This is a genomic window from Deinococcus depolymerans (assembly GCF_039522025.1).
Lineage (GTDB): Bacteria > Deinococcota > Deinococci > Deinococcales > Deinococcaceae > Deinococcus > Deinococcus depolymerans.
Window position 1 is genome coordinate 22,662 of sequence record NZ_BAAADB010000004.1, and the last position, 20,749, is coordinate 43,410.

At 72.5% G+C, this 20,749-nt stretch carries 14 protein-coding genes; 10 read left to right on the plus strand and 4 right to left on the minus strand.

The features are described 5' to 3' along the window. Positions 1-86 precede the first annotated feature (86 nt). Positions 87-1,190 carry a GGDEF domain-containing protein gene (locus ABDZ66_RS02960; protein WP_343755902.1) on the plus strand — a complete coding sequence of 368 codons (1,104 nt, stop codon included), beginning with the start codon at positions 87-89 and terminating at the stop codon, positions 1,188-1,190. A 137-nt stretch (positions 1,191-1,327) separates the two neighbouring features. Then, complete coding sequence (locus ABDZ66_RS02965; RefSeq protein WP_343755904.1) at positions 1,328-1,759, plus strand: response regulator; 432 nt, start codon at positions 1,328-1,330, stop codon at positions 1,757-1,759. Positions 1,760-1,989: 230 nt separating this feature from the next. On the opposite strand, the gene ABDZ66_RS02970 is transcribed toward ABDZ66_RS02965, so the two are convergent. Continuing rightward, on the minus strand, positions 1,990-2,436 hold the full coding sequence (locus tag ABDZ66_RS02970) for an Ohr family peroxiredoxin (RefSeq protein ID WP_343755906.1): 447 nt from the start codon (positions 2,434-2,436) through the stop codon (positions 1,990-1,992). 81 nt (positions 2,437-2,517) lie between these two features. Between ABDZ66_RS02970 and ABDZ66_RS02975 the strand changes: the two genes are divergently transcribed. Next, positions 2,518-3,441 carry a LysR family transcriptional regulator gene (locus ABDZ66_RS02975; protein ID WP_343755908.1) on the plus strand — a complete coding sequence of 308 codons (924 nt, stop codon included), beginning with the start codon at positions 2,518-2,520 and terminating at the stop codon, positions 3,439-3,441. A gap of 34 nt (positions 3,442-3,475) precedes the next feature. Here ABDZ66_RS02975 and ABDZ66_RS02980 read toward each other — a convergent pair whose 3' ends face one another. Together ABDZ66_RS02980 and ABDZ66_RS02985 are read right to left on the minus strand one after the other, a co-directional pair. After that, entirely contained in the window at positions 3,476-4,333 is an 858-nt protein-coding gene (locus ABDZ66_RS02980) for a DNA repair protein (RefSeq protein WP_343755910.1), read from the minus strand. A gap of 189 nt (positions 4,334-4,522) precedes the next feature. Beyond that, on the minus strand, positions 4,523-7,417 hold the full coding sequence (locus ABDZ66_RS02985; protein ID WP_343755912.1) for an EAL domain-containing protein: 2,895 nt from the start codon (positions 7,415-7,417) through the stop codon (positions 4,523-4,525). A 144-nt stretch (positions 7,418-7,561) separates the two neighbouring features. On the opposite strand from ABDZ66_RS02985, the gene ABDZ66_RS02990 reads away from it, so the two are divergent. Next, positions 7,562-10,519, plus strand: a complete 2,958-nt coding sequence (locus ABDZ66_RS02990; protein ID WP_343755914.1) for an EAL domain-containing protein — start codon at positions 7,562-7,564, stop codon at positions 10,517-10,519. A 480-nt stretch (positions 10,520-10,999) separates the two neighbouring features. Here the strand turns inward: ABDZ66_RS02990 and ABDZ66_RS02995 are convergent, their stop codons facing one another. Then, positions 11,000-11,848: a MurR/RpiR family transcriptional regulator gene (locus ABDZ66_RS02995; protein ID WP_343755916.1), complete on the minus strand. Its 849-nt coding sequence runs from the start codon at positions 11,846-11,848 to the stop codon at positions 11,000-11,002. A 484-nt stretch (positions 11,849-12,332) separates the two neighbouring features. Between ABDZ66_RS02995 and ptsG the strand changes: the two genes are divergently transcribed. The 6 genes from ptsG to ABDZ66_RS03025 all read left to right on the plus strand — a co-directional run bounded on the left by ptsG (position 12,333) and on the right by ABDZ66_RS03025 (position 20,619). Continuing rightward, positions 12,333-14,465 (plus strand): glucose-specific PTS transporter subunit IIBC, encoded by a 2,133-nt coding sequence (gene ptsG / locus ABDZ66_RS03000; RefSeq protein WP_343755918.1) that lies wholly within the window; start codon positions 12,333-12,335, stop codon positions 14,463-14,465. A gap of 78 nt (positions 14,466-14,543) precedes the next feature. Continuing rightward, entirely contained in the window at positions 14,544-14,813 is a 270-nt protein-coding gene (locus ABDZ66_RS03005) for an HPr family phosphocarrier protein (protein ID WP_343755920.1), read from the plus strand. Continuing rightward, positions 14,806-16,572 carry a phosphoenolpyruvate--protein phosphotransferase gene (gene ptsP / locus ABDZ66_RS03010; RefSeq protein WP_343755922.1) on the plus strand — a complete coding sequence of 589 codons (1,767 nt, stop codon included), beginning with the start codon at positions 14,806-14,808 and terminating at the stop codon, positions 16,570-16,572. The genes ABDZ66_RS03005 and ptsP overlap by 8 nt, the downstream gene beginning before the upstream one ends. A 4-nt stretch (positions 16,573-16,576) precedes the next feature. Next, positions 16,577-17,755: an N-acetylglucosamine-6-phosphate deacetylase gene (gene nagA, locus ABDZ66_RS03015; RefSeq protein WP_343755924.1), complete on the plus strand. Its 1,179-nt coding sequence runs from the start codon at positions 16,577-16,579 to the stop codon at positions 17,753-17,755. Next, on the plus strand, positions 17,752-18,777 hold the full coding sequence (locus ABDZ66_RS03020) for an SIS domain-containing protein (RefSeq protein ID WP_343755926.1): 1,026 nt from the start codon (positions 17,752-17,754) through the stop codon (positions 18,775-18,777). Before nagA ends, ABDZ66_RS03020 begins: the two co-directional genes overlap by 4 nt. Positions 18,778-19,068: 291 nt before the next feature. Beyond that, complete coding sequence (locus ABDZ66_RS03025) at positions 19,069-20,619, plus strand: GGDEF domain-containing protein (RefSeq protein WP_343755928.1); 1,551 nt, start codon at positions 19,069-19,071, stop codon at positions 20,617-20,619. The last annotated feature ends 130 nt before the right edge of the window (positions 20,620-20,749 follow it).

The window sequence follows — 20,749 nt, forward strand, 5'->3', positions numbered from 1 at the left end:
CCACCGTCAGTTCCGTCCGGACGATCCGTCTGGACCTGTCACCCATCACGCGCTGATCACGGCCACCGGGAGGTGGAACGCCGCAAGTGCCCGACCCCCTGCACGCCCAACCCAGCCCCGTACTGCCCGGTCCCGTTCCGCCCGGTCCCGTTCTGCCCGCGCCCGACCTGCCTGGCCGGCACGCGGAGGCGGAACGGCTCGCGTCCCTGCGCAACCTGGGCATCCTGGACACCGCGCCGGAACCGCAGTTCGACCGGATCATGGCGCTCGTCGCCCGGTACTTCCAGGTGCCGCTCGGCTCGATCACCTTCGTGGACGAGGACCGGCAGTGGTTCAAGGCGCGCGCCGGGTTCACGCACACCGAGGACCCGCGGGCGCAGTCCATCTGCGCGCTGACGGTGACCGGCGGGTGCCCGCTGGTCATCCCGGACCTGCGCGCGGACCCGCGCACCGCCGGCCTGAGCGCCGTGCAGGGCCCCCACCAGGCGCAGTTCTACGCGGGCGTGCCGCTGCGCGCCGCGGGGCACGCCGTGGGCACCCTGTGCGTGCTGGACACCCAGCCCCGCCACTTCGGTCCGCAGGAACTGGAGGTTCTCGAGCAGTTCGCGGAACTCGTGCAGTCCGAGCTGCGCCTGCGCCTGGCGCTGCGTGACCTCGAGGCGCTGGCGCTGACCGACCCGCTGACCGAACTGCCCAACCGCCGCGCCTTCCAGCGGGAACTGACCCGGGTGTGTCTCGCCGCGCAGGACGGCGAGGAACTGGTGGTGGGCCTGCTGGACCTCGATCAGTTCAAACCCATCAACGACACGCTCGGGCACGCCGTGGGAGACGCGGTGCTGAGGTTCGTCGCGCAGCGCGTCCGCGCCCTGCTGCGGCCCGGCGAGATTCTCGCCCGCTACGGCGGGGACGAGTTCACGCTGCTGCTCTCCGGGGCCGGGGCAGACGCCCGCGCCCGCCAGATCACCCTCGAACTCCCTCAGCGGCTGCACATGCCCTCCGGCCGGCAGGTGGGCGTCAGCCTGGGACTGGTCAGCGCCGAGGGGCCTGCCGATCCGCACGCCCTGCTGGAACTCGCCGATCAGACCATGTACCGCGCCAAGGCGGCCGGTGTACTCGTCGTGCACAGCCGCCTCCCGGCCCGCGCCGGCCCCCATGACCGGCCGCTCACCGGCCCGGATCCTTTTCTGTAAGGAAGCTGACGGTAAGACCGCCGGCGCTCCCATGTTGTGCGGCAGGTCATCCGATATGATCGGCGCATGTCCCTGCCTGTGCCTGCCCCCCGATTCAGCGGCGTTCCCGCCGCCCCCACCGGTTCCGCGGGACGCCGTTGACGCGCCCGTTCCAGGTGCTGCTGGTCGATGACAACCCGGCGGACCTGCTGCTCGCGCAGGAAGTCTTCCGCGAGCACGGCGACGCGCTGCACGTGACGACCTGCTCCAGCGGCGCGGACGCCATGGCCTACCTGCGCGCGCCGGACACCCGCCCGGACGTCGTGATTCTCGACGTGAACATGCCGGTCATGAGCGGCTTCGAGGTGCTGCAGGCCATCAAGGACGATCCGGCGCTGGTGTGGATTCCGGTCGTGATGCTCTCCACCTCCTCACACCCGGGCGACGTGGCGCGCGCCTACACCCTGCACGCCAGTTCCTACATGGTCAAGAGCAGTTCCTTCCAGGCGTTCATGGAGCAGGTGGACGCCTTCGTCCGCTTCTGGCGCGAGAGCCGCACGCCCAGCTGGCCGGAACGCGCCGCCCACTGATACCGACTCCGATTGAATGGGCTGCTGAGCCCGTTCAATCCGAGCGGATGCGAGCAAGAGAAAAACGGGTTCCGGACGTGGAGCTGGCAATCCGGTGAACTTCCGGATTGTCGGCGAAACAAACGGAATCCGTATGACAGCCCGTCGCGTTCCTCCTGTGCGGGGCCGCTCCGCGAGTCGTGTCCACCCGGATTGAACGGGCTGGCGACCCCGTTCAATCCGGGTCCGTATCACAGCAGCGGGTCGCGGTGCAGTTCCAGGTCCACCTGGACGTTCCCGGCGACGGCGCGGCTGTACGGGCAGGTGGCGTGCGCGGCGTGGATCAGTCGTTCGGCGGTCGCGTCGTCCGTGCCGGGCAGGTGAAGCTGCAGCAGGACGCTCAGGTGGTAGCCGCCGGTCGTCTCGGCGTGCAGGCCGACGTGCGCGCGGGCCTGCGGCGTGCCGATCGTGACGCCGTCACGGCGGGCGACGCTCTGCAGGGCGCTCAGGAAGCAGGAGGCGTACCCGGCGGCGAACAGTTCCTCGGGGTCGGCGCCCTCGGTGCGGGACTGCGGGGGGCGCAGCGTGACGGTCAGCCGGTCGCGGCCGACGACGGCCTGACCGCTGCGGCCGCCACTGACGTCGCTGGTGGCGGTGTAGATGAGTCTGGAATCGCTGGCGGTGGCTGCTTCGGTCATGCCGGCAGGTTACGCGCCGCATTTCCCCGCATCAAGCTGGAAATCCGGCCGGATTGATGCGCGTTTCGTTATAATCGCCGGATGGACCGCAAACAGCTGCAGGCCTTCGTGACCCTCGGCCGGGAACTGCATTTCGGCCGGACCGCGGATCAGCTCAACCTGACCGGCCCGGCCCTGGGCCGCCTGATCCGCGCCCTGGAGGCGGACGTCGGCACGTCCCTGCTGACCCGCACGACCCGCCGCGTGGACCTGACGTCCGCCGGCCGGGCGTTCCTGCCCGAAGCGCACGCGATCCTGGAGCGCATGCACAGCGCCGCGCACCTCGCCCGGCGCACGGCGAGCGGGCACGCCGGACGGCTGCGGCTGGGCTACCTGGGGGCCGCGAACCTGCACCTGCTGCCGCGCCTGTGGCGGCACATGAGTGCCACGCACCCGGACATTCACATCGAGGCGACGGAACTCTGCACGCCCGACCAGCGGCAGGCGTTGCTGGCGGGCGAACTGGACGCCGGACTGATGGCCCTGCCGGTGTGGCATGACCGCCTGATCGCCCAGCCCCTGACGCGTATTCCCCTGCTGGCCGCGCTGCCCGCCGCGCACCCGCTGGCGGGCAGCGCGCGCCTGCACCTGCGGGAGCTGGCGGACGAGGAGTGGTTGACCTGCACCCCCCACCACACCACCCCGCCGCCCGAACAGGTGCAGGCCCTGTACCAGACCTTCGGCCAGCAGCCCCGTATCCGCGCGGTGGGCGGCACGGAGGGCGCCGTGGTGGGCCGCGTGGCAGCCGGGCAGGGCGTCACGCTGGTCCCCCAGACCCTCGTCAATCCCCAGCAGGAGGGCGTGGCGTTCATTCCGCTCGAGGGTGGGGTCACGCTCGACGTGGGCCTCGTGACCTGCCGTGACGCCGCTAACCCGGCCCTGGGCGCGCTGCTCGGCAGTCTCGCCGTGGTCACGGGCCACGCTGGGCCGGGGTCCGGCGGCGGTCCTCGTGGGAACGCCGGTTGAGCGGTCCGTGCAGACCGCGCGACCGGCGGGCGGTTCAGCTGTTCTTCAGGCCGTGACGCAGCACCTCGGCCAGCTGCCGGGTGGTGTGCGACTGCAGCTCGTCGAGTTCGGCGCCCGCGGCGCGCAGCAGCGCGCGGTGCGTGTCGGCGTTGCGGGCGTCGGGGCCGGTGATGGAATGCACGGCGGCCTGCACGGTGAAGTGCGCGTCGGGCAGCAGGGACAGGTTGCTGCGCGCGCCGGCGTGGCGGGCGCCGAGCAGCGCGCCGAGCATGCCGACCTCCTCGCTGCGGCGCATCAGTTCCCGCTGGAACACCCGGTCCCTGATGCTGGTGATGACGTCCCAGGCGGCGTCGGACAGGGCGGCCTCGGCGCTGGCGGGGCGGGCGACCTCGACGTGCAGGGTCTCGCCGCTGCGCCAGGTGCGCCAGTACTGCTCGCCCCGCCCGGCCGTCCAGTGGGTTTCGAAGTCGCGGGCGTCCTCGATCAGGACCTTCAGGCGCGCGGCGGGCGCGTCGCCGGGCACGCGGTGGCCCTCGCCGAGCGCGCCCCAGAGGCTCAGGCCGCGTTCGTCGGTGGCGCGCATGTCCTCGTAGGCCCGTGCCAGGGCCGCGACGCCCTGCGAGAGGGTCGCGGTGGGGCGGTCGTCGGTCAGGAAGACGATGTCGTCCCCGTCGACGCGGGCGGCGTGTTTCAGGTGGTGCAGGCCCAGACCCCAGCGCCGCTGCGCGGCCTGGGCCGCCTCGGTCAGCGCCGCGTCGAGCGTCAGGCTGTCGGCGCCGCTGTCCGCGAGGGACTGGATCTGGCTGTCCACGGCGGCGGTGGCCATCAGCGCGTCGAAGGCGCTGAAGGGGGAGGCGGTGGTGGATTCGGTTTTCGTTTTTGCTCGTGCCATAGTTCCTTTATTCTGCCCTGAACAGAGCGGATGATGTGTTCGCCGGACACGTTATCACGCGTGTGGCCGGTCCGGGGCGCCCGTGCGGGCCTGCGGTCCCGTCACCCCGGCGGTCCCGAGTTCGTGCAGCGCGTAACGCCGCCCGCCCGGATTGAACGGTGCTCGCCCCCCATTCAATCGGAGTCCGTGTCAGGTGCGGGCGTTCAGGAACTGCTGCCGGAACGTCTCGGCGTCCAGGCCCGGCGCGATCAGGTAGCCCTGCATGACCGGACAGCCGAGTTCGGCGAGCAGGTCGGCCTGCGCCTGCGTCTCGACCCCCTCGGCCACCACCTGCAGGCCCAGGGCCTGCGCGAGCCCCAGCGTCGCCTGCACGATCGCGCGGTTCTGGCTGCCCTTGCGGCCCGGCGCGCACAGCTCCCGGACGAAGGCCCGGTCGATCTTCAGTTCGTGCGCCAGCAGGTCCCGCAGGGTCATCAGCGTGGAGTACCCGGTGCCGAAATCGTCCACGGTGACCCGCACCCCCAGCGCCCGCAGCGCCCGCACGGCGCCCGTCACGGCGCTCAGGTCGTTGATGAACGCCGTTTCCGTCACCTCCAGCGTCAGGCGCGCCGGATCGAAGCCGGTCTCGGCCAGCAGCGCGGCGAGACGCCCCGTGAACTGCGGGTGGCGCAGCTGCACCGGGGAGACGTTCACGCTCAGGCGCAGCGGCGCCGGCCAGGTCAGCGCCTCGCTCAGCGCGGCGCGCAGCACGAACGCGCCGATCCCGTCGATCAGGCCGGTCGCCTCGGCCAGCGGAATGAACTCGGCCGGTGAGATCACGCCCAGGTCCGGGTGGGTCCAGCGGACCAGGACCTCCGCGCCGATCAGCCCGCGGTCCACGACCCGCACCTGCGGCTGGAAGACCAGCGTGAACTGCCCGCCGCGCAGCGCCTCGTACAGCGCCGACTCGAGGGTCAGGTGCGCGATGCGCGGCTGGGTGACCGGCGTGAACACCGCGTGCCCCTCGCCCCCGCGCTTGGCGAGGTACATGGCCATGTCGGCCTGCCGCAGCAGCGCGGCGCTGTCGGGCGCCGTGTGCGGGTAGACGCTCCACCCGACCGCGATGCCCACCCGCAGGCGGCGGCCCGCCACCTCGAACGGCTGCGCCATGGCCGCGCGGATCGTCTCGCTGACCGGCCCGATCAGCGCCGGGTTCCGCAGCATCAGCGCGAACTCGTCGCCGCCCATGCGGGCCAGGACCGGCACCGGCCACGCACGCAGCACCTGGTCGAGCCGGGCGCTGATGGCGCGCAGCAACTCGTCGCCCACGTCATGCCCGAGGGTGTCGTTCACGACCTTGAACCGGTTGAGGTCCATCAGCGCCAGCGCCAGCGGCTCGCCGCCCGACAGCAGCTGCGCGGCCTGCCGGGTGAAGCCGCCCCGGTTGGTCAGGCCCGTCAGGGCGTCGGTGTAGGCCAGCTGCTCGAGTTGCTCGAGCGTACGCTGCCGGTCGATGAGCAGCGCGATGTGTCCGGCCATGTTCTCGGCGAGGCGCAGCAGGTCGGGGCTGACCTCCAGCGGCTCGGGATGGGTGAGGACCAGCAGGCCCAGCAGCTGCCGGGCCCGGTCGTACATGGGCACCTCGACGCTGGTCTGCACGGCCGGCACCCACTGACCCTGGACCTCCTGCCCCACCGGCACGCGCGCCCACTGCCGGCGGATCACCAGCGCCCGGCCGGACCGGTTGGCGTCCCGCCGGCTCCACAGCGCGCGGGCCCACTCGCTGGGGTAGGTGTCCAGTGCGCGGCGCAGCGGCGCCGGGACCGGCCCCATCACGCGCATGATCGGGCTGTCCAGGGTGGCCACGCCGGGACTCCAGCCGTTCAGGACCTCGCCCAGCCCGCGGAACATCGCGTCCAGCACCGCGTCCAGCGGCGCGTCCTGCAGCGAGGTGACGGTGGCGTCCGCGAAACTCCGCAGGAACAGCTCCGCGCGGCGCTGCTCGCGCACGTCCCGCAGGAACAGCGCCCAGTGACTGCCGCCCCCTGGCAGGTCCTGACCGACGCGCGTGGCGGTCACCTCCCACCACTCGTCGCGGCCGGTCAGGTTCAGGTCCCGCGTGAACGACGTGACGGCCGTGCTGTTCAGCTCGGTCAGCAGCGCGCGGATCACCCGCCGGTCCGCCGGCGCCCACGGCCATTCCAGCGGGTGCGTGCCGAGGGAGACGGTCAGCGGCGAGAGCAGCCGCTCCAGCGCCACGTTCGCGTACACCAGCCGGCCGCGCTGGTCACCCGGGCGGGCATCGAGGATGCACATGGGCAGCACGGCGGCCTGCATGCTCCCCTCGAGCAGGGTCAGCCGTTCGGACTGCCGCAGCCGTTCGGGCAGGTCCGTGGCGAACGACAGCATCAGGTTCAGGCTGCCCTGCTCGTTCAGGATCGGCACCAGCGTCCGCTGCTGCAGTTGCCCGGCGGCCGTCTCCTCCCAGCTGAGCCGCTCCGGGTCCCGCTGCGCGCGGGCGGTGGCCGCCTCCCGCAGCTGCACGGTGTCCCCGTCCAGCCCGAGCCGCGCGGCCGCCTCACGCTCGGTCAGGCCGGTCAGGGACGCGCGCTCCTCCGGGTCGGGCGCGGCGGCCGGGTTCAGGTACAGGTAGCGTCCCTCCGGGTCCAGCACCGAGAGGGCCAGCGGCAGTTCCTCGAGGATCTGCCGGTAGAACAGCGCGGCCGGCAGCAGTTCCGTCGCGGGGCGGATCGCGAGGACGCCCACGCGCCTGCCCCCGGCGAGCGTGAAGCGCAGGCCGCGCACCTGGGCCGGCAGCGGTCCGCCGCGCGCGGACTGGAACATGAAGTCCCGCCGCGCCGAGGGCATGTTGCCGTGCAGGAACACCTGCAGGCTCCGGCGGAAACGCTCGCGGTCCTGCGAGGCGAGCAGGTCCACGGTCCTGAACCCGGTCAGCTGCGCGCGCGGGTAGCCGCTCCACTGCGCGAACGCCTCGGAGGCCAGCAGCACCTCACCGGACACGCTGTCGACGATCAGCAGCGGATCGACGGTGTCGGTCAGGGCGGTCAGCACCGCCTGGTCGGTGGGCGTGAGCGCGGCGTCCATCGTTCCTCCAGTATCCCAGCGCCCCTGTCACGACCGTCTTAATCGATCCCGGTCCGCCGGCCGTGCGCTCCCGCCCCGCCCCGTTCCCGCGACCATGGAGAACCCATCAAGACTGCCGTAAGAGTTCCCGGTGAATACTGAACCATGAGCCAGGCGGGCAGCGCGGAACAACCGGCGGACGGGGCAGCGGCAGACGAGGTCCTGCGCGTCCTGAGCGCCAGTGCCGCCGCCCTGCTGACCGCCGACGCCTGCGGGCACCTGCTGAGCGTGACGCCCGCCCTGCTGCAGTGGCTGGGCCACACCGAAGACACCCTGAGCGGCCAGCCGCTCGCGGACCTGGTCGCACCCGCCCACCACGGCCGCCTGGATGCGCTGCTCGCCGGAACGTCGCGCCGCCCGGACGACCCGGTCAGCACCGACCTCGACCTGCGGCGCGCCGACGGCCGGTGGGCCGCGGCGCAGGTCCGCGCGCTGCCGCTGCCGCACCCCCCCCGGGCCACGCTGCTGGTCGTCCTCTCGGCCCCCGGCCTCACGCCGCCCGGCATCCCGGACAGCGTGGACCTGTACCGCGAACTGGTGGACCACCTGCCGATCGACGTGGTGCTGTTCGACCCGCAGGGCCGCTACCTGTACTGCAACCCCGCCGCGATCCGCGACCCGGCCATCCGCGCGGCCGTCGTCGGCCTGACCAATCCCGAGTACGCCGTATGGCGCGGCCATCCGGCCGGACTGGCCCACGAGCGGGTCGGGCGTTTCCGTGAGGCGGCCACCCAGCGGCGCGCCGTGCAGTGGGAGGAGGTCCTGCGGGTCGGCACGGAGGACCGGGTGTTCCGCCGGGCGTACTGGCCGGTCTTCAATCCGGACGGGACGCTGCGCCTGATGATCGGACACGGCACGGACGTCACGCGCAGCGTCGAGCAGGGCCAGCGCATGACGCTGCTCGAGACCATGGTCGCCACCTCCGTGGACCCGCTGCTGCTGCTCGACGCCCGCCCCGGCCCGGCGTACCTGACCGTCACGTACGGCAACCCGGCCCTGTACGCCCTGCTGCGCCAGCAGGGACTGCAGGAACTGCCGACCATGCCGCTGCCGGACTGGCCGCTCGGTGACGGCAACCGCGTGACCATCAGGGCCATGCTCGCGCACCTGCACCCCCGCGAACCGCACCGGGAGGTGCTGTACCTGCCGGACGCCCACCAGTGGCTGGAGGTGAACGCCAGCCCCATCCTCGCCGCGGACGGGCAGTGCTCCCACTGGGCCATCAACCTGCGGGACGTCAGCGACTCCGAGCGCGCCACGCAGGTGCAGACGCACGTCGCCAGCGCCAACCGCCTGGCCCTCGGCGGACACCCGCTCGAGGAGAGCGCCGAGGCCCTGCTGGGCGGCATCGAACCGCTGAACCCCGGCTGGAAGGTCGCGCTGGTCGTGGCGCACCCGGACAGCGGCCTGCAGGTGGTCGGTGAGGTCAACCCCACCTTCCGCCAGACCGTGACCGGCGTGCCCTCCATGCACCTGCAGGAAGTCTGGGGGCACGCGGACCCGGACCGGGCCGGCCTGAGCATGAACATCCCGGACCTGCTGGCGTTCGACTCGCCGTTCCCGGTCGCGCGGGCCATCGCGCCCCTGCTGGGCGTCCGGACCCTCGCGCAACTGCCGCTGTACGGACGCGACGGGCAGCTGCTGGGCGTGCTGCTGGCCGCGCATGCCGACCCGCGGCAGTGGATGGAGCCCCTCACCGACGCCCTGAGGCTGCGGGTGCCGGCCGCGTCCATGCTGGTCGAGCGGCACCTGCAGCAGCAGCGGCTGTCCAAGCTGGCCTTCACGGACGCCCTGACCGGCCTGATGAACCGCGTGACGCTCGGCGAGCAGCTCGACCGGCTGCTGCGGGCCGCCGAGCGGGACGGAAACCGCCTGGCGTTCGGGCTGATGGACCTCGACCGGTTCAAATTCCTGAACGACGGCTACGGTCACCTCGTCGGGGACCGCCTGCTGCAGCAGCTGGCCCGCCGACTCGAACGGGTGTGCGGCGCGTATGGCGTGCCGGCCCTGGCCCGCATGGGCGGTGACGAGTTCGCGGTGGTCGTCCCGGCCGACCGGCAGCCGGACCTGACCGGGGCGCTGAACACCGTCTTCGACCAGCCCTTCGACACCGGCAGCGGCGCGGTCCTGATGCAGGCGTCGCTGGGCTGGAGCGTGTACCCGGACACCGCCCACAACGCCAGCGAACTGCACCAGCAGGCCGACGCCGCCATGTACACCGCCAAGCGCCGTCAGCTGTTCGCGCAGGTGTTCGAGGCGGGGGCGCGCACGGGCCGGCAGACCCTCACCCTGGAAACCGCGCTGCGCGAGAGCCTGCGCGACGGGGACTTCCACCTGGTCTTCCAGCCGCAGGTGAGTGTCCGCAGCGGCGCGCTCGTCGGCGCCGAGGCCCTGCTGCGCTGGACGCACCCGGTGCTGGGCGCCGTGCCGCCCGACCAGTTCATTCCGGTGGCGGAGATGAGCGGCCTGATGGGGTCGCTGGGCGTGTGGGTGCTGCGCGGCGCCTGCGAGGAAGCGGCCCGCTGGACCGGCGTGTGCGTGAGCGTGAACGTCTCCAGCGTCCAGCTGAGCACCCCCGACTTCGCCGCGCAGGTCCGCGCGGCCCTGTCCCACAGCGGCCTGGACCCCCACCGGCTGGTGCTGGAAGTCACGGAGACCGGCCTGATCGACAACCCGGCCCGCACCCGCGAGACCCTGCAGACGCTGCGGGACGACGGCGTGCGCATCAGCATCGACGACTTCGGCACCGGGTACTCCTCGCTGGTCAGCGTGCGGACCCTGCCGGTCGACGAACTGAAGATCGACCGCTCCTTCATCCGTGACCTCGGGCAGGACACCCAGGCGGGCCGGGAGAGCCGCGCCATCGTGAGTGCCAGCGTCCTGATGGCGCACGCCATGGGCATCGCGGTGGTTGCCGAGGGCGTCGAGACCCCCGGGCAGGCCGCGCAGCTCGCGGAACTCGGCTGCGACCTCATGCAGGGCTGGCTGTACGCGCCGGGCCTGAGCGCCGAGCAGTTCAGCGCGTGGCAGGCGCAGTGGTCGGGAACTCCTTCCACCACCTGATCCGGAATCCGCATCTGCTTTCACGCGCTTCGCCCGACCGTCCTCCGGGCGTCCACCCTGCGGCGCCGCTCTGCGAGTGCGCTCGGGTTGAAAGATGGTGCAAAGCTTTCAACCGGCGTCGGGATCAGCAAGGGTGCGGACAGGTTCGTACCTTCAGGGCAGACCAGCGATGAACACGCCGTGTTGACCCCTCCCGCTTGAGGGGGGAGGCTGGGAGGGGGTGAGCAGGAATGGCGTTACAGAGGACGTGTTCCATGCCTGTCCCCTCTGGCGCTGGAAAAGTGTCTGCACCATTGATCAATCGGAGCGGATGCGACTCGGAGAGCTGCTCCGCGGAGGAGGAGAGAAACGCCCCTCCGGACGTGGAGCTGGCCATCCGGTGAAGTTCCGGATTGTCGGCGAAACAGACGGAACCCGCCCAGCTCCCACTCGCTTCGCTCGGATTGAATGGCTTTGTACGCCATTCAATCGGAATCCGGATCAGACCTTCTTCTCGCCGACGCTGTTGGCGGTGACGCGCAGCATGGCGTCCGCCTCGGGGCGGCGGGCGAGCAGCGCGGCGTAGAGCGCCTCGAGCAGCAGCAGCTGGCTGGTCAGGGTGTCGAGCACGCCGTCGGTCAGCGGGTCTTCCTGGCTGGCGGTGAACAGCACGGCGCTGGCGTGCCGGGTGATGGGGCTGGCGGCGCGGTGCGTGACGGCGACGGTGTACAGCCCGCACTGCTGCGCGAGTTTCAGGTGTCCGATGGTGTCCAGGGTGCTGCCGGTGCCGCTCAGGCCGATCACGACGCTGCCGCGCGGCAGGGTGGAGATGCTGACGGCCGCGAGGTGCGGGTCGGGGTAGGTGGCGGCGGGCACGCCGATGCGCAGCAGGCGGTGCGCGAAGAACTGCGCGGTGAGGCTGCTGTTGCCCTGGCCGGTCAGGTCCACGCGGGGCGCGCGGGCGAGGCGGTCGGCGACGTCCTCGGTGACCTGCGGGTCGAGCATCCGGGCGGTTCCCTCGAGGCTGCGCACGGCCTGCTGCGTCAGGCGCTGCATCTGGCTGGGGGCGTCACCGGCGTCCGGGTGGGGCTGCCGGCCGCCGAGGTCGCTGGCCAGGGCGATCTTGAAGGCGTGGAAGCCGGCGTAGTTCAGTTTGTGGCACAGCCGGGTGATGGTGGCCTCGCTGACGCCGACGCTGGCGGCGACCTCGGTGATGGTCTGGTGGACGGTGGTGTCGGCGTGGGCGACGACGTGGTCCGCGACGCGCCGCAGGCTGGGGGAGAGCGAGTCGGCGTGCAGGCGGATGCGCCCGATGGCGCCGCCCGCGGTGGGTGTGACGACAGGGGTCATGCGGCGGTCCTCCTGCGGAACCTGGGTGGGGAGGGTGGGGGCGCGGGAGCGGATGAGGCCACGGTAGCGCCTGAAAAGAATTCTTGTCAATGTGCCCGCCGCCTGACAGCTGGGTTTCAGGGTGGGGGCGCGGTGGCGTGGCTGTGGCGGCGCAGCGCGGCGCCGCGACTGGAGCGCCCTGCCGGCGTGGCCGGGTCCGGGTGCGGGGCGGGTGGCGGCGGGCGCGGCGGGCATTGAATGAAAATTAATTTTCATCGCGGGAAATTGACAAGAATAATTTTCACTTCTAGAGTGAAGCGAGCCGCGTTCCGACTTCCCCCGCCTGCCAGACCGTGGAGGCCCCAACGCACCCCCGACCCCGTGCCCGTGACTGCCCCGCCGCAGCCCACGTGCCCCGGTCGTTGCGTCCCGCGCCCTCCCCGGCGGCAGGCCCCGCTCCTGCCTGAACGCGAACATCCTTCCCTGCCCCAGGAGTAACCGTCTGATGACCACACCCAACCCCACCGCGTCCAGCCCCGTGCCGGGCAACCCGCCCCGCAAGACCGCCTTCGCCGCCCTGCAGGAGATCGGCAAGGCCCTGATGCTCCCGGTCGCCGTGCTGCCCGCCGCCGGCCTGCTGCTGGGCTTCGGCTCGGCCTTCAACGACCCCAGTTACTCCTGGTACGCCAGCATCCCCGACTGGCTGCACTTCATCGGCAAGATGATGGTCGGCGCCTCCGACGTGATCTTCGGGAACCTCCCCGTCATCTTCGCGCTGGGTGTCGCCATCGGCCTCGCGGGCGGCGCGGGCGTGGCGGCCCTGGCCGCGCTCGTCGGCTTCCTGGTCATGCACGCCACCATCAGCGCCTACCTGGGCCTGGGCGACGCCGCGAAATTCGACGCCCTGAGCGCCGCCAGCAGGGGCGCGTACGCCAAGGTGCTGGGCATCAACTCGCTGCAGACCGGCGTGTTCGGCGGCATCCTGATGGGCCTGCTCGCCGCGTTCCTGTACAACCGCTACAAGGACATCCGCCTGCCCGCCTTCCTGGGCTTCTTCGCGGGCCGCCGCTTCGTGCCGATCGTCACGGCCGCCTCCGCGATCGTGGTCGGCATCCTGCTCACCTACCTGTGGCCCCCCGTGCAGCAGGGCCTGAACGCCTTCTCGACCGTCGCCACGCAGGGCGCGCCCGTCGCGGCCAGCGGCATCTTCGGCTTCGTGAACCGCCTGCTGATCCCGTTCGGGCTGCACCACATCTGGTACCAGCCGTTCTGGTTCATCGCCGGTGACTACGTCAAACCCGACGGCAGCGTCGTGCACGGCGACCTGACCCGCTACATCGCCGGGGACAGGAGCGCCGGGATCTTCATGACCGGCTTCTTCCCGATCATGCTGTTCGCCCTGCCTGCCGCCGCGCTGGCCATCGTGCAGGAGGCCCGCCCGGAGCGCCGCAAGGTCATCGCCGGGATCATGGGCAGCGCCGCCCTGACCTCCTTCCTGACCGGCATCACCGAACCGATCGAGTTCTCGTTCATGTTCGTCGCGCCGCTGCTGTACGTCTTCCACGCCGCCATGACCGGCCTGAGCTTCATGGTCATGAACATCCTCGGCTCGCACAGCGGCTTCACCTTCAGCGGCGGCGCCATCGACTACTTCCTGCTGATGCCCAAGAGCACCCGCGCGTGGCTGGTGCCCGTCGTGGGCCTCGCCTTCGCCGCCGTGTACTACGTGGTGTTCCGCGCCGTGATCCGCCGTTTCAACATCATGACCCCCGGCCGTGAGGAGGTCAGCAGCGAGGACACCGCCGCCGCCACCGTCCGCGCCGCCGGCGGGGACCGCGAACTGGCCGTGGACATCCTGCGCGCCCTGGGCGGCCCCAGCAACATCAGCAACCTCGACGCCTGCATCACCCGCCTGCGCGTCAGCGTGAACGACCGGACCCGCGTGAACAAGGGCCAGCTGCAGCTGCTCGGCGCCGCCGGCGTCCTCGAGGTCGGGAACAGCGTGCAGGCCGTGTACGGCACCCGCAGCGACCAGCTGAAAGAGGAGATGCGCCGCGTGATCGAGGAAGGCGCGTACACCGAGGCGAACCCCGCCGCGACCCGCCCCGCCGACGCCGCGCCCGCCCAGGTTCACGTCGGCCCGGCCGCGCCCGCCATCACCACCCAGCCCAACCCCATCCCGCAGACGGCCGGCAGCGCCCCGGCCCTGCCCGCCGACTTCACGCTGCCCATGCCGGGGCGCGTGCTGCCCATCACGGACGTGCCCGACCCCGTCTTCAGCGGCCGGGTCATGGGTGACGGTTTCGCCATCGAACCCACGGGTGGCCGCGTCGTCGCGCCCGTCAGCGGCGAGGTCGTCACGCTGTTCCCCACCGGTCACGCCATCGGCCTGCGCGCCGACAACGGCCTGGAAGTCCTCGTGCACGTCGGCATCGACACCGTCAGCCTGAACGGCGAGGGCTTCACCGCCCGCGTCGCGCAGGGCGACCGCGTGACCGCCGGGCAGACCCTGGTGGACGTTGACCTGGACGCCGTGCGTCCCCGCGTGCCCAGCCTGATCACGCCCGTGATCTTCACCAACCTCGCCCCGGACCAGAGCGTGCAGATCGACGGTCAGACCGTCACCCTCAACTCCTGAAGTCCGGCGCCTGACCCTCAAGTCCGCGCGGGCGGCCATGACGTTCGCCCGCGCCCCCACCTTTCAAGGAGAACCATCATGGAACAGCACTTCACCGTCACCGCCGAACACGGCCTGCACGCCCGCCCCGCCGCCCAGCTCGTGCAGGTGGCCGCGCCGTTCGCCAGCGCCATCGAACTCGTCACCGCCGACAGGGCCGTGAACCTCAAGAGCATGATGTCCGTCATGGGCGTGGGCCTCGCCAGCGGCGCCAGCTTCAGCGTCCGCGCGACCGGTGACGACGCGCAGGCCGCCGTGGACGCCATCGCCGCCCGCCTGGAAGAACAGGGCCTCGCCCGCCGTGCCTGACCCGACCCTCACGCCCGCCGCCGTTCCGGTCACGCTGAGCGGCGTGGCCGCCTCGCCCGGCACCGGCATCGGCCCGGCGTTCCTCCTGAGCGCCCCGGACCTGAGCTTCGACACCCTGACCGGCCAGGACCCGGCCGCCGAACGCGCCCGCCTGGACGCCGCGCTGGCTGCCAGTCGCACCGACCTGAACGGGGTCCGCGAGGGCGCCCGCGCCCGCCTGGGCGACGACGCCGCCGCGATCTTCGACGCGCACCTGCTGCTGCTCGACGACCCGGAACTCGGCGCGGCCATCCAGGAAACCCTGACCGGCGGCGCGAACGCCGAGGCGGCCGTCCACGGCGCGTTCGGGGCGTTCATCGGGATGTTCGAGAGCCTGGACGACCCGTACCTGCGCGAGCGGGCCGCCGACCTGCGCGACCTGCGCGCCCGCGTCCTCTCGCACCTGCTGGGCCGCCCCCTGGCCAGCCTGACTGAGCTGCGCGAACCGGCCATCGTGGTCGCGCACGACCTGACGCCCAGCGACACCGCCGGACTTGACCCCGCCCTGGTACGGGGCGTCGTCACGGCCGTGGGCGGACGCACCAGCCACAGCGCGATCATGGCGCGCGGCCTGGGCCTGCCCGCCGTGGTCGGCGTGGGCGAGGCCGCCCTGGCGGGCCTGACGCGCGGCACGCCGCTGATCGTCAGCGGCGACGCGGGCACCGTGACCGTCCACCCGGACGCCGCCGCCCTGAGTGCCGCACAGGCCGCGCAGGCCGCCGCGCAGGCCGAACACGCCCGCCTGGACGCCCTGAAAGGCCAGCAGGGCCGCACCGCCGACGGCCTGCGCGTGGAACTCGCCGCGAACATCGGCTCGCCCGCCGAGGTGCCGGGCGCCCTGAACGCCGGGGCCGAGGGCGTGGGCCTGTACCGCACCGAGTTCCTGTTCCTGGGCCGCGACGACCTGCCCGGCGAGGACGAACAGTACCGCGCCTACCGCGCCGTCCTCGAAGGCATGGCGGGCCGCCCCGTGATCATCCGCACGCTGGACATCGGCGGCGATAAGGCCCTGCCCGCGCTGGGCCTCCCGCACGAGGAGAACCCCTTCCTGGGCTTCCGCGCCATCCGCCTGTGCCTCGCGCGGCCCGACCTGTTCCGCGTGCAGCTGCGCGCCCTGCTGCGCGCCAGCGTGCACGGCCAGCTGCGCGTGATGTTCCCCATGATCGCCACCGTGCAGGAATTCCTGGACGCCCGCGCCCACCTGGACGCCGCCCGCGCCGAACTGACCGCCGAGGGCGTGCCGGTCGCCGCGGACATCCCGGTCGGGATGATGGTCGAGATTCCGGCCGCCGCCGCCCTGAGTGAGCAGTTCGCGCGGCACGCGGACTTCTTCAGCGTGGGCAGCAACGACCTGATCGGGTACGCCATGGCCGCCGACCGCATGAACGAGCGGGTGGCGAACCTGTACCAGCCGCTGAACCCGGCCGTGCTGACCCTGATCGCCCTGACCTGCCAGGGCGCCGCCCGCCACGGGAAATGGGTGGGCGTGTGCGGCGAGATGGCCGGCGATCCCCTGGCGCTGCCGCTGCTGGTCGGGCTGGGCGTCACGGAACTCTCCATGAGTGCCCCGGCGCTGCTGCCGCGCCGCGAGCAGGTGCTGAACCTGAACGCCGCGCAGGCCCGCGAACTGGCCGCGCAGGCCCTGACCCTCAGCCACGCCGCCGAGGTCGAGGCCGCCGTGCGCGCCGCCTACCCCGACCTGACCCCCACCGATGCCTGAGTCGATGCCTGACGGAGCGGGCGTGACGGTCCTGCGCGGCCTGCTGCTGATGCCCGGCCCGCAGGGGAGCCTCGCGCCGGGCCGCCTGACCCTTCAGGGTGGCCTGATCCGCGCCGCAGAGTCCGACCCGCAGGCCCCGCGTGACCGGGTGATCCTGCCCGGGTTCGTGGACACCCACGTTCATGGCGGCGGCGGCGGGGACACCATGGACGGCCCGGACGGCGTTCGCACCCTGGCCCGCCTGCACGCCCGGCACGGCACGACCACGCTGCTGCCCACCACCATCACCCACCCCTGGGAGGCGGTGCTGGACGCGCTGCGCGGCGTGGCCGAGGTCATGCGTGTGGGCGTGCCCGGCGGCGCGGACATCGCCGGCGCCCATCTGGAAGGGCCGTTCATCAGCCCGCAGCGGCTGGGCGCACAACCGCCCTGCGCCGTGGACCCCACCGAGGAACTGGTGGCGCAGGTCATCGCGACGGGCGTCCTGCGGGCCGTGACCCTCGCCCCGGAACTGCCGGCCGCGCGGGAAGCGGCTCTGGCCTTCGCGCGGGCGGGCGTGCGGGTCGGGATCGGGCACACCCGCGCCGACGCCGATACCGTCACCGGCCTGCTCGCGCTGCTGAGTGCGGCGGGCGCGCAGACCTGCGCGACGCACCTGTTCAACGCCATGGGCGGCGTCGAGGGCCGCACCCCCGGCGTGCCCGGCGCCCTCATGGCCGACCCGCACGCCACGCTGGAAGTCATCCTGGACGGCATCCACCTGCACGACACGGCCGTGCGGCTCGCGCGGGCCGCCGCGCCGGAACGCCTGATCCTGATCACGGACGCCATGCGCGCCGCCGGACTCGGCGACGGCCCCAGCGAACTCGGCGGGCAGCCCGTCACCGTGCGCGGCGGGCGGGCCACCCTCCCGGACGGCACCCTCGCCGGGAGTGTCCTGACCATGGACGCCGCCCTGCGCCGCGCCGTCGCCGCCGGCATTCCCCTGCCGGAAGCGAGCCGCATGGCCAGCCTCACCCCGGCCCGCTCGGTCGGGCTGCGCGACCGGGGCGAACTGAGGCCCGGCCTGCGCGCCGACCTCGTCACCCTCGACCCGGACCTGACCGTGCAGGCCGTGCATGTCGCCGGGAGCCCCATCACCGGCACACCCTTCACCGCAACGCCCACCCTGGAGACCCCATGACCGACCCCCTGATGCTGCAGGAAGCCCGGCAGTCCCCCGACGTCACCCGCCGCCAGCTCGCCGGGAACGCCGACGTCAGCCGCGCCCTGGCCGCCGCCATCCGCGCCCTGAAGCCCGCCTACGCCGTCACGATCGCGCGCGGCAGCAGCGACCACGCCTGCACGGTCCTCAAGTACGCCCTGGAAACCCAGCTGGGCCTGCCGGTCGCCAGTCTCGGCCCCAGCGTCCACACCCTGTACGGCACCCGCCTGGACCTGCGCGGCGCCCTGGTGATCGCCGTCTCCCAGAGCGGCGCGAGCCCCGACGTGGTCGAGAACGTCCGCGCGGCCCGCGAGAGCGGCGCCCTGACCGTCGCACTCGTCAATGTGGAAGACAGCGACCTCGCGCAGGCCGCCGAGTTCGTCCTGCCGCTGCGCGGCGGGGAGGAACGCGCCGTGGCCGCCACCAAGAGCTACCTCGCCAGCCTGACCGCCCTGCTGCCCGTCATCGCGGACCTCAGCGGCGACGGGGCCCTGCTGCGGGGCCTGGACGCCCTGCCCGCCGCGCTGGAGGCCACACTGGCCCTCGAGGGGCAGGCGCGCGACCTGGCCGACCGCTACCGCTTCGCGGAGAACCTGATCGTCCTCACGCGCGGCCTGCACTACGGCGTGGCGCAGGAAGCTGCCCTGAAACTCAAGGAGACCAGCGGCATCCACGCCGAGGCGTACTCCGCCGCCGAGTTCAGCCACGGCCCCAGACGCCTGCTCGCCGAGGGCCTCCCGGTCCTGGCGTTCACGCCCGCCGATCAGGCCGGGGCCGCCACCCGCGCCGCGCTGGACGCCCTGCAGGGCGACGGCGCGGACCTGCGCACCATCGGCCCTGCCAGCGGCAGCACCCTCACCACGCCCGCCACCGGGCATGGCCTGACCGACACGGTCCCCAGCGCCCTGGCGTTCTACCTGTTCGCCGCGCACCTCTCGCTGGCACGCGGCCTGAACCCCGACCGGCCCCCGCTGCTCAGCAAGGTCACGAAGACCCGCTGATACGGATTCCGTCTGTCTCGCCCTTCACCCGCCAACCCACCGGATTGCCGACTCCACGTCCGGAACCCGCCCAGCTCCTCCTCTGCGGAGCAGTTCTCCGAGTCGCTTCGCTCGGATTGAACGGGCTGCGAAGCCCTTTCAATCGGAGTCCGTATGAGACAGACCGCGCCTGAACGGCCTGCAGAGCCATTCAACCGGAGTCCGTATGAGGCGCGGACCCTGCCCGCTGCATGAATGTCCGTTGCCCACAGCTGCGCCCCGAATGAGTGCCGGATGTGACACAGTGGACGGGTGCCCGTTCAACCGGTCCGTCAGCAGGTCGCCCTGGCCAGCCTGGGGTTCGGCCTGCTGGCGGCCGTGACGGTCGCGGGCCTGCCGTCCGTGGCGGACGACCTGAACCTCACGATGCTGAGCGCCGCGCTGGTGCGGTTGGTCTGCCTGACCATGGTCATCAACGCGTCCGTGTGCGCTCCGGGCCCGCGCGCCCGCGCGTACCGCTGGTTACTCGCGGCCCTGGTCGCGTACTTCGCCGGGGAGGTGCTGTTCTTTCACCTGGAAACACCCGGCCCCAGGACAAGCTGGCTGCCGCGCCCGTCGGATCTGTTCTTCCTGCTGCTGTACCCGCTGACACTCCGGGCGCTGCTGGACCTCAGTGGCGCCCGCGCCTCCCCGCTCGCGCTGCAGATCGACGTGGCGGCCGTGACGCTCACGCTCACGCTGCCGCTGCTGGTGCCGCTCTCGCAGACCGGACAGCCCACCGTGTGGATTCAGGCGGTGTTCCCGGTGCTGGACCTGTGGCTGCTGCTGATCACCGGCTGGCTGCTGCTGGCCCGCACCCGCCAGCTGTGCCGTCACCAGCTGCTGCTGGCCAGCGCGGTCCTGCTGATCGGTGCCGGTGACCTGTGGTACGTCGGGCGGGTCACGGCCGGGGATTACCAGAACCTGCGCCCGGTCCTGCAGCTGTGGAACGTCACCTTCGCCCTGATCGCCCTGTCCGCCCTGCTGGCGCTGGACCCGGACGATCCGGCGCTGCTGCGCTCCCGGCCACTCACGCACCAGGTCCGGCAGCTGCTGGGCACCTGGCCGTTCCTGGCGCTGCTCGGCGCCTTCGCGAGCGGCTGGTCGCTGCGGGCCGCGCCGCAGGGCGTGACGGTCCACCTGACCGTCACGCTGCTGATCGCGGCGCTGGTCCTGGCCCGCTACCGCCTGCTGGTCACCCGGCAGCGGCAACTGCTCGGGCGCCTGCGCGAGACCTCCCGCGCCCTGAGCCGCAGCCGCGCGGACCTGCACCGGCAACTGCACACCGACGACCTGACCGGGCTGCCCAACCGCCGCGCCCTGATGGACACCCTGACCCGCTGGACCGCCACCGGCCGGGCCGCTGAGGGCGTGGGCGTGATCTTCCTCGACCTGAACGGATTCAAGGCCGTGAACGACCGCCACGGCCACGCGGCGGGCGACCTGGTGCTGCGCGAGGTCGCCCGCCGCCTTCACGCCGCCCTGCTCCACCCGGACGACCTCGTGTCCCGCCTGAGCGGGGACGAGTTCGCCGTCGCGTTCCGCGGCCCACCGGCCCACGGTGTGGCCCTGCTGCGGGCCATCGGCGCGGCCATCACCCGGGAGCCCATGGGCGACCCGGGCCTGCCTCCGGGGTTGCGGGTGGGCGTGTCCGCGGGCATGGCGCATTCCGGCACGGGCCCGTGGACCCTCTCGCCGCTGCTGTCGAGCGCCGATCACCGCATGTACCTCGCCAAGCGTGGCGGCTCGGGCCTGTTCCGCAGCTGGCCCGCAGCCGACGGCCCGGACCCACGGCACCCGGCGGCCGGGCCGGACGGGGCCTGACGACCCGCCCATGCGGTGGCCGCGCGGCGCTTCTGCGGACTGCCGGCTGTCTCGCCCTTCACCCGCCAACCCACCGGGTTGCCGACTCCACGTCCGGAACCCGCCCAGCTCCCACTCGCTTCGCTCGGAT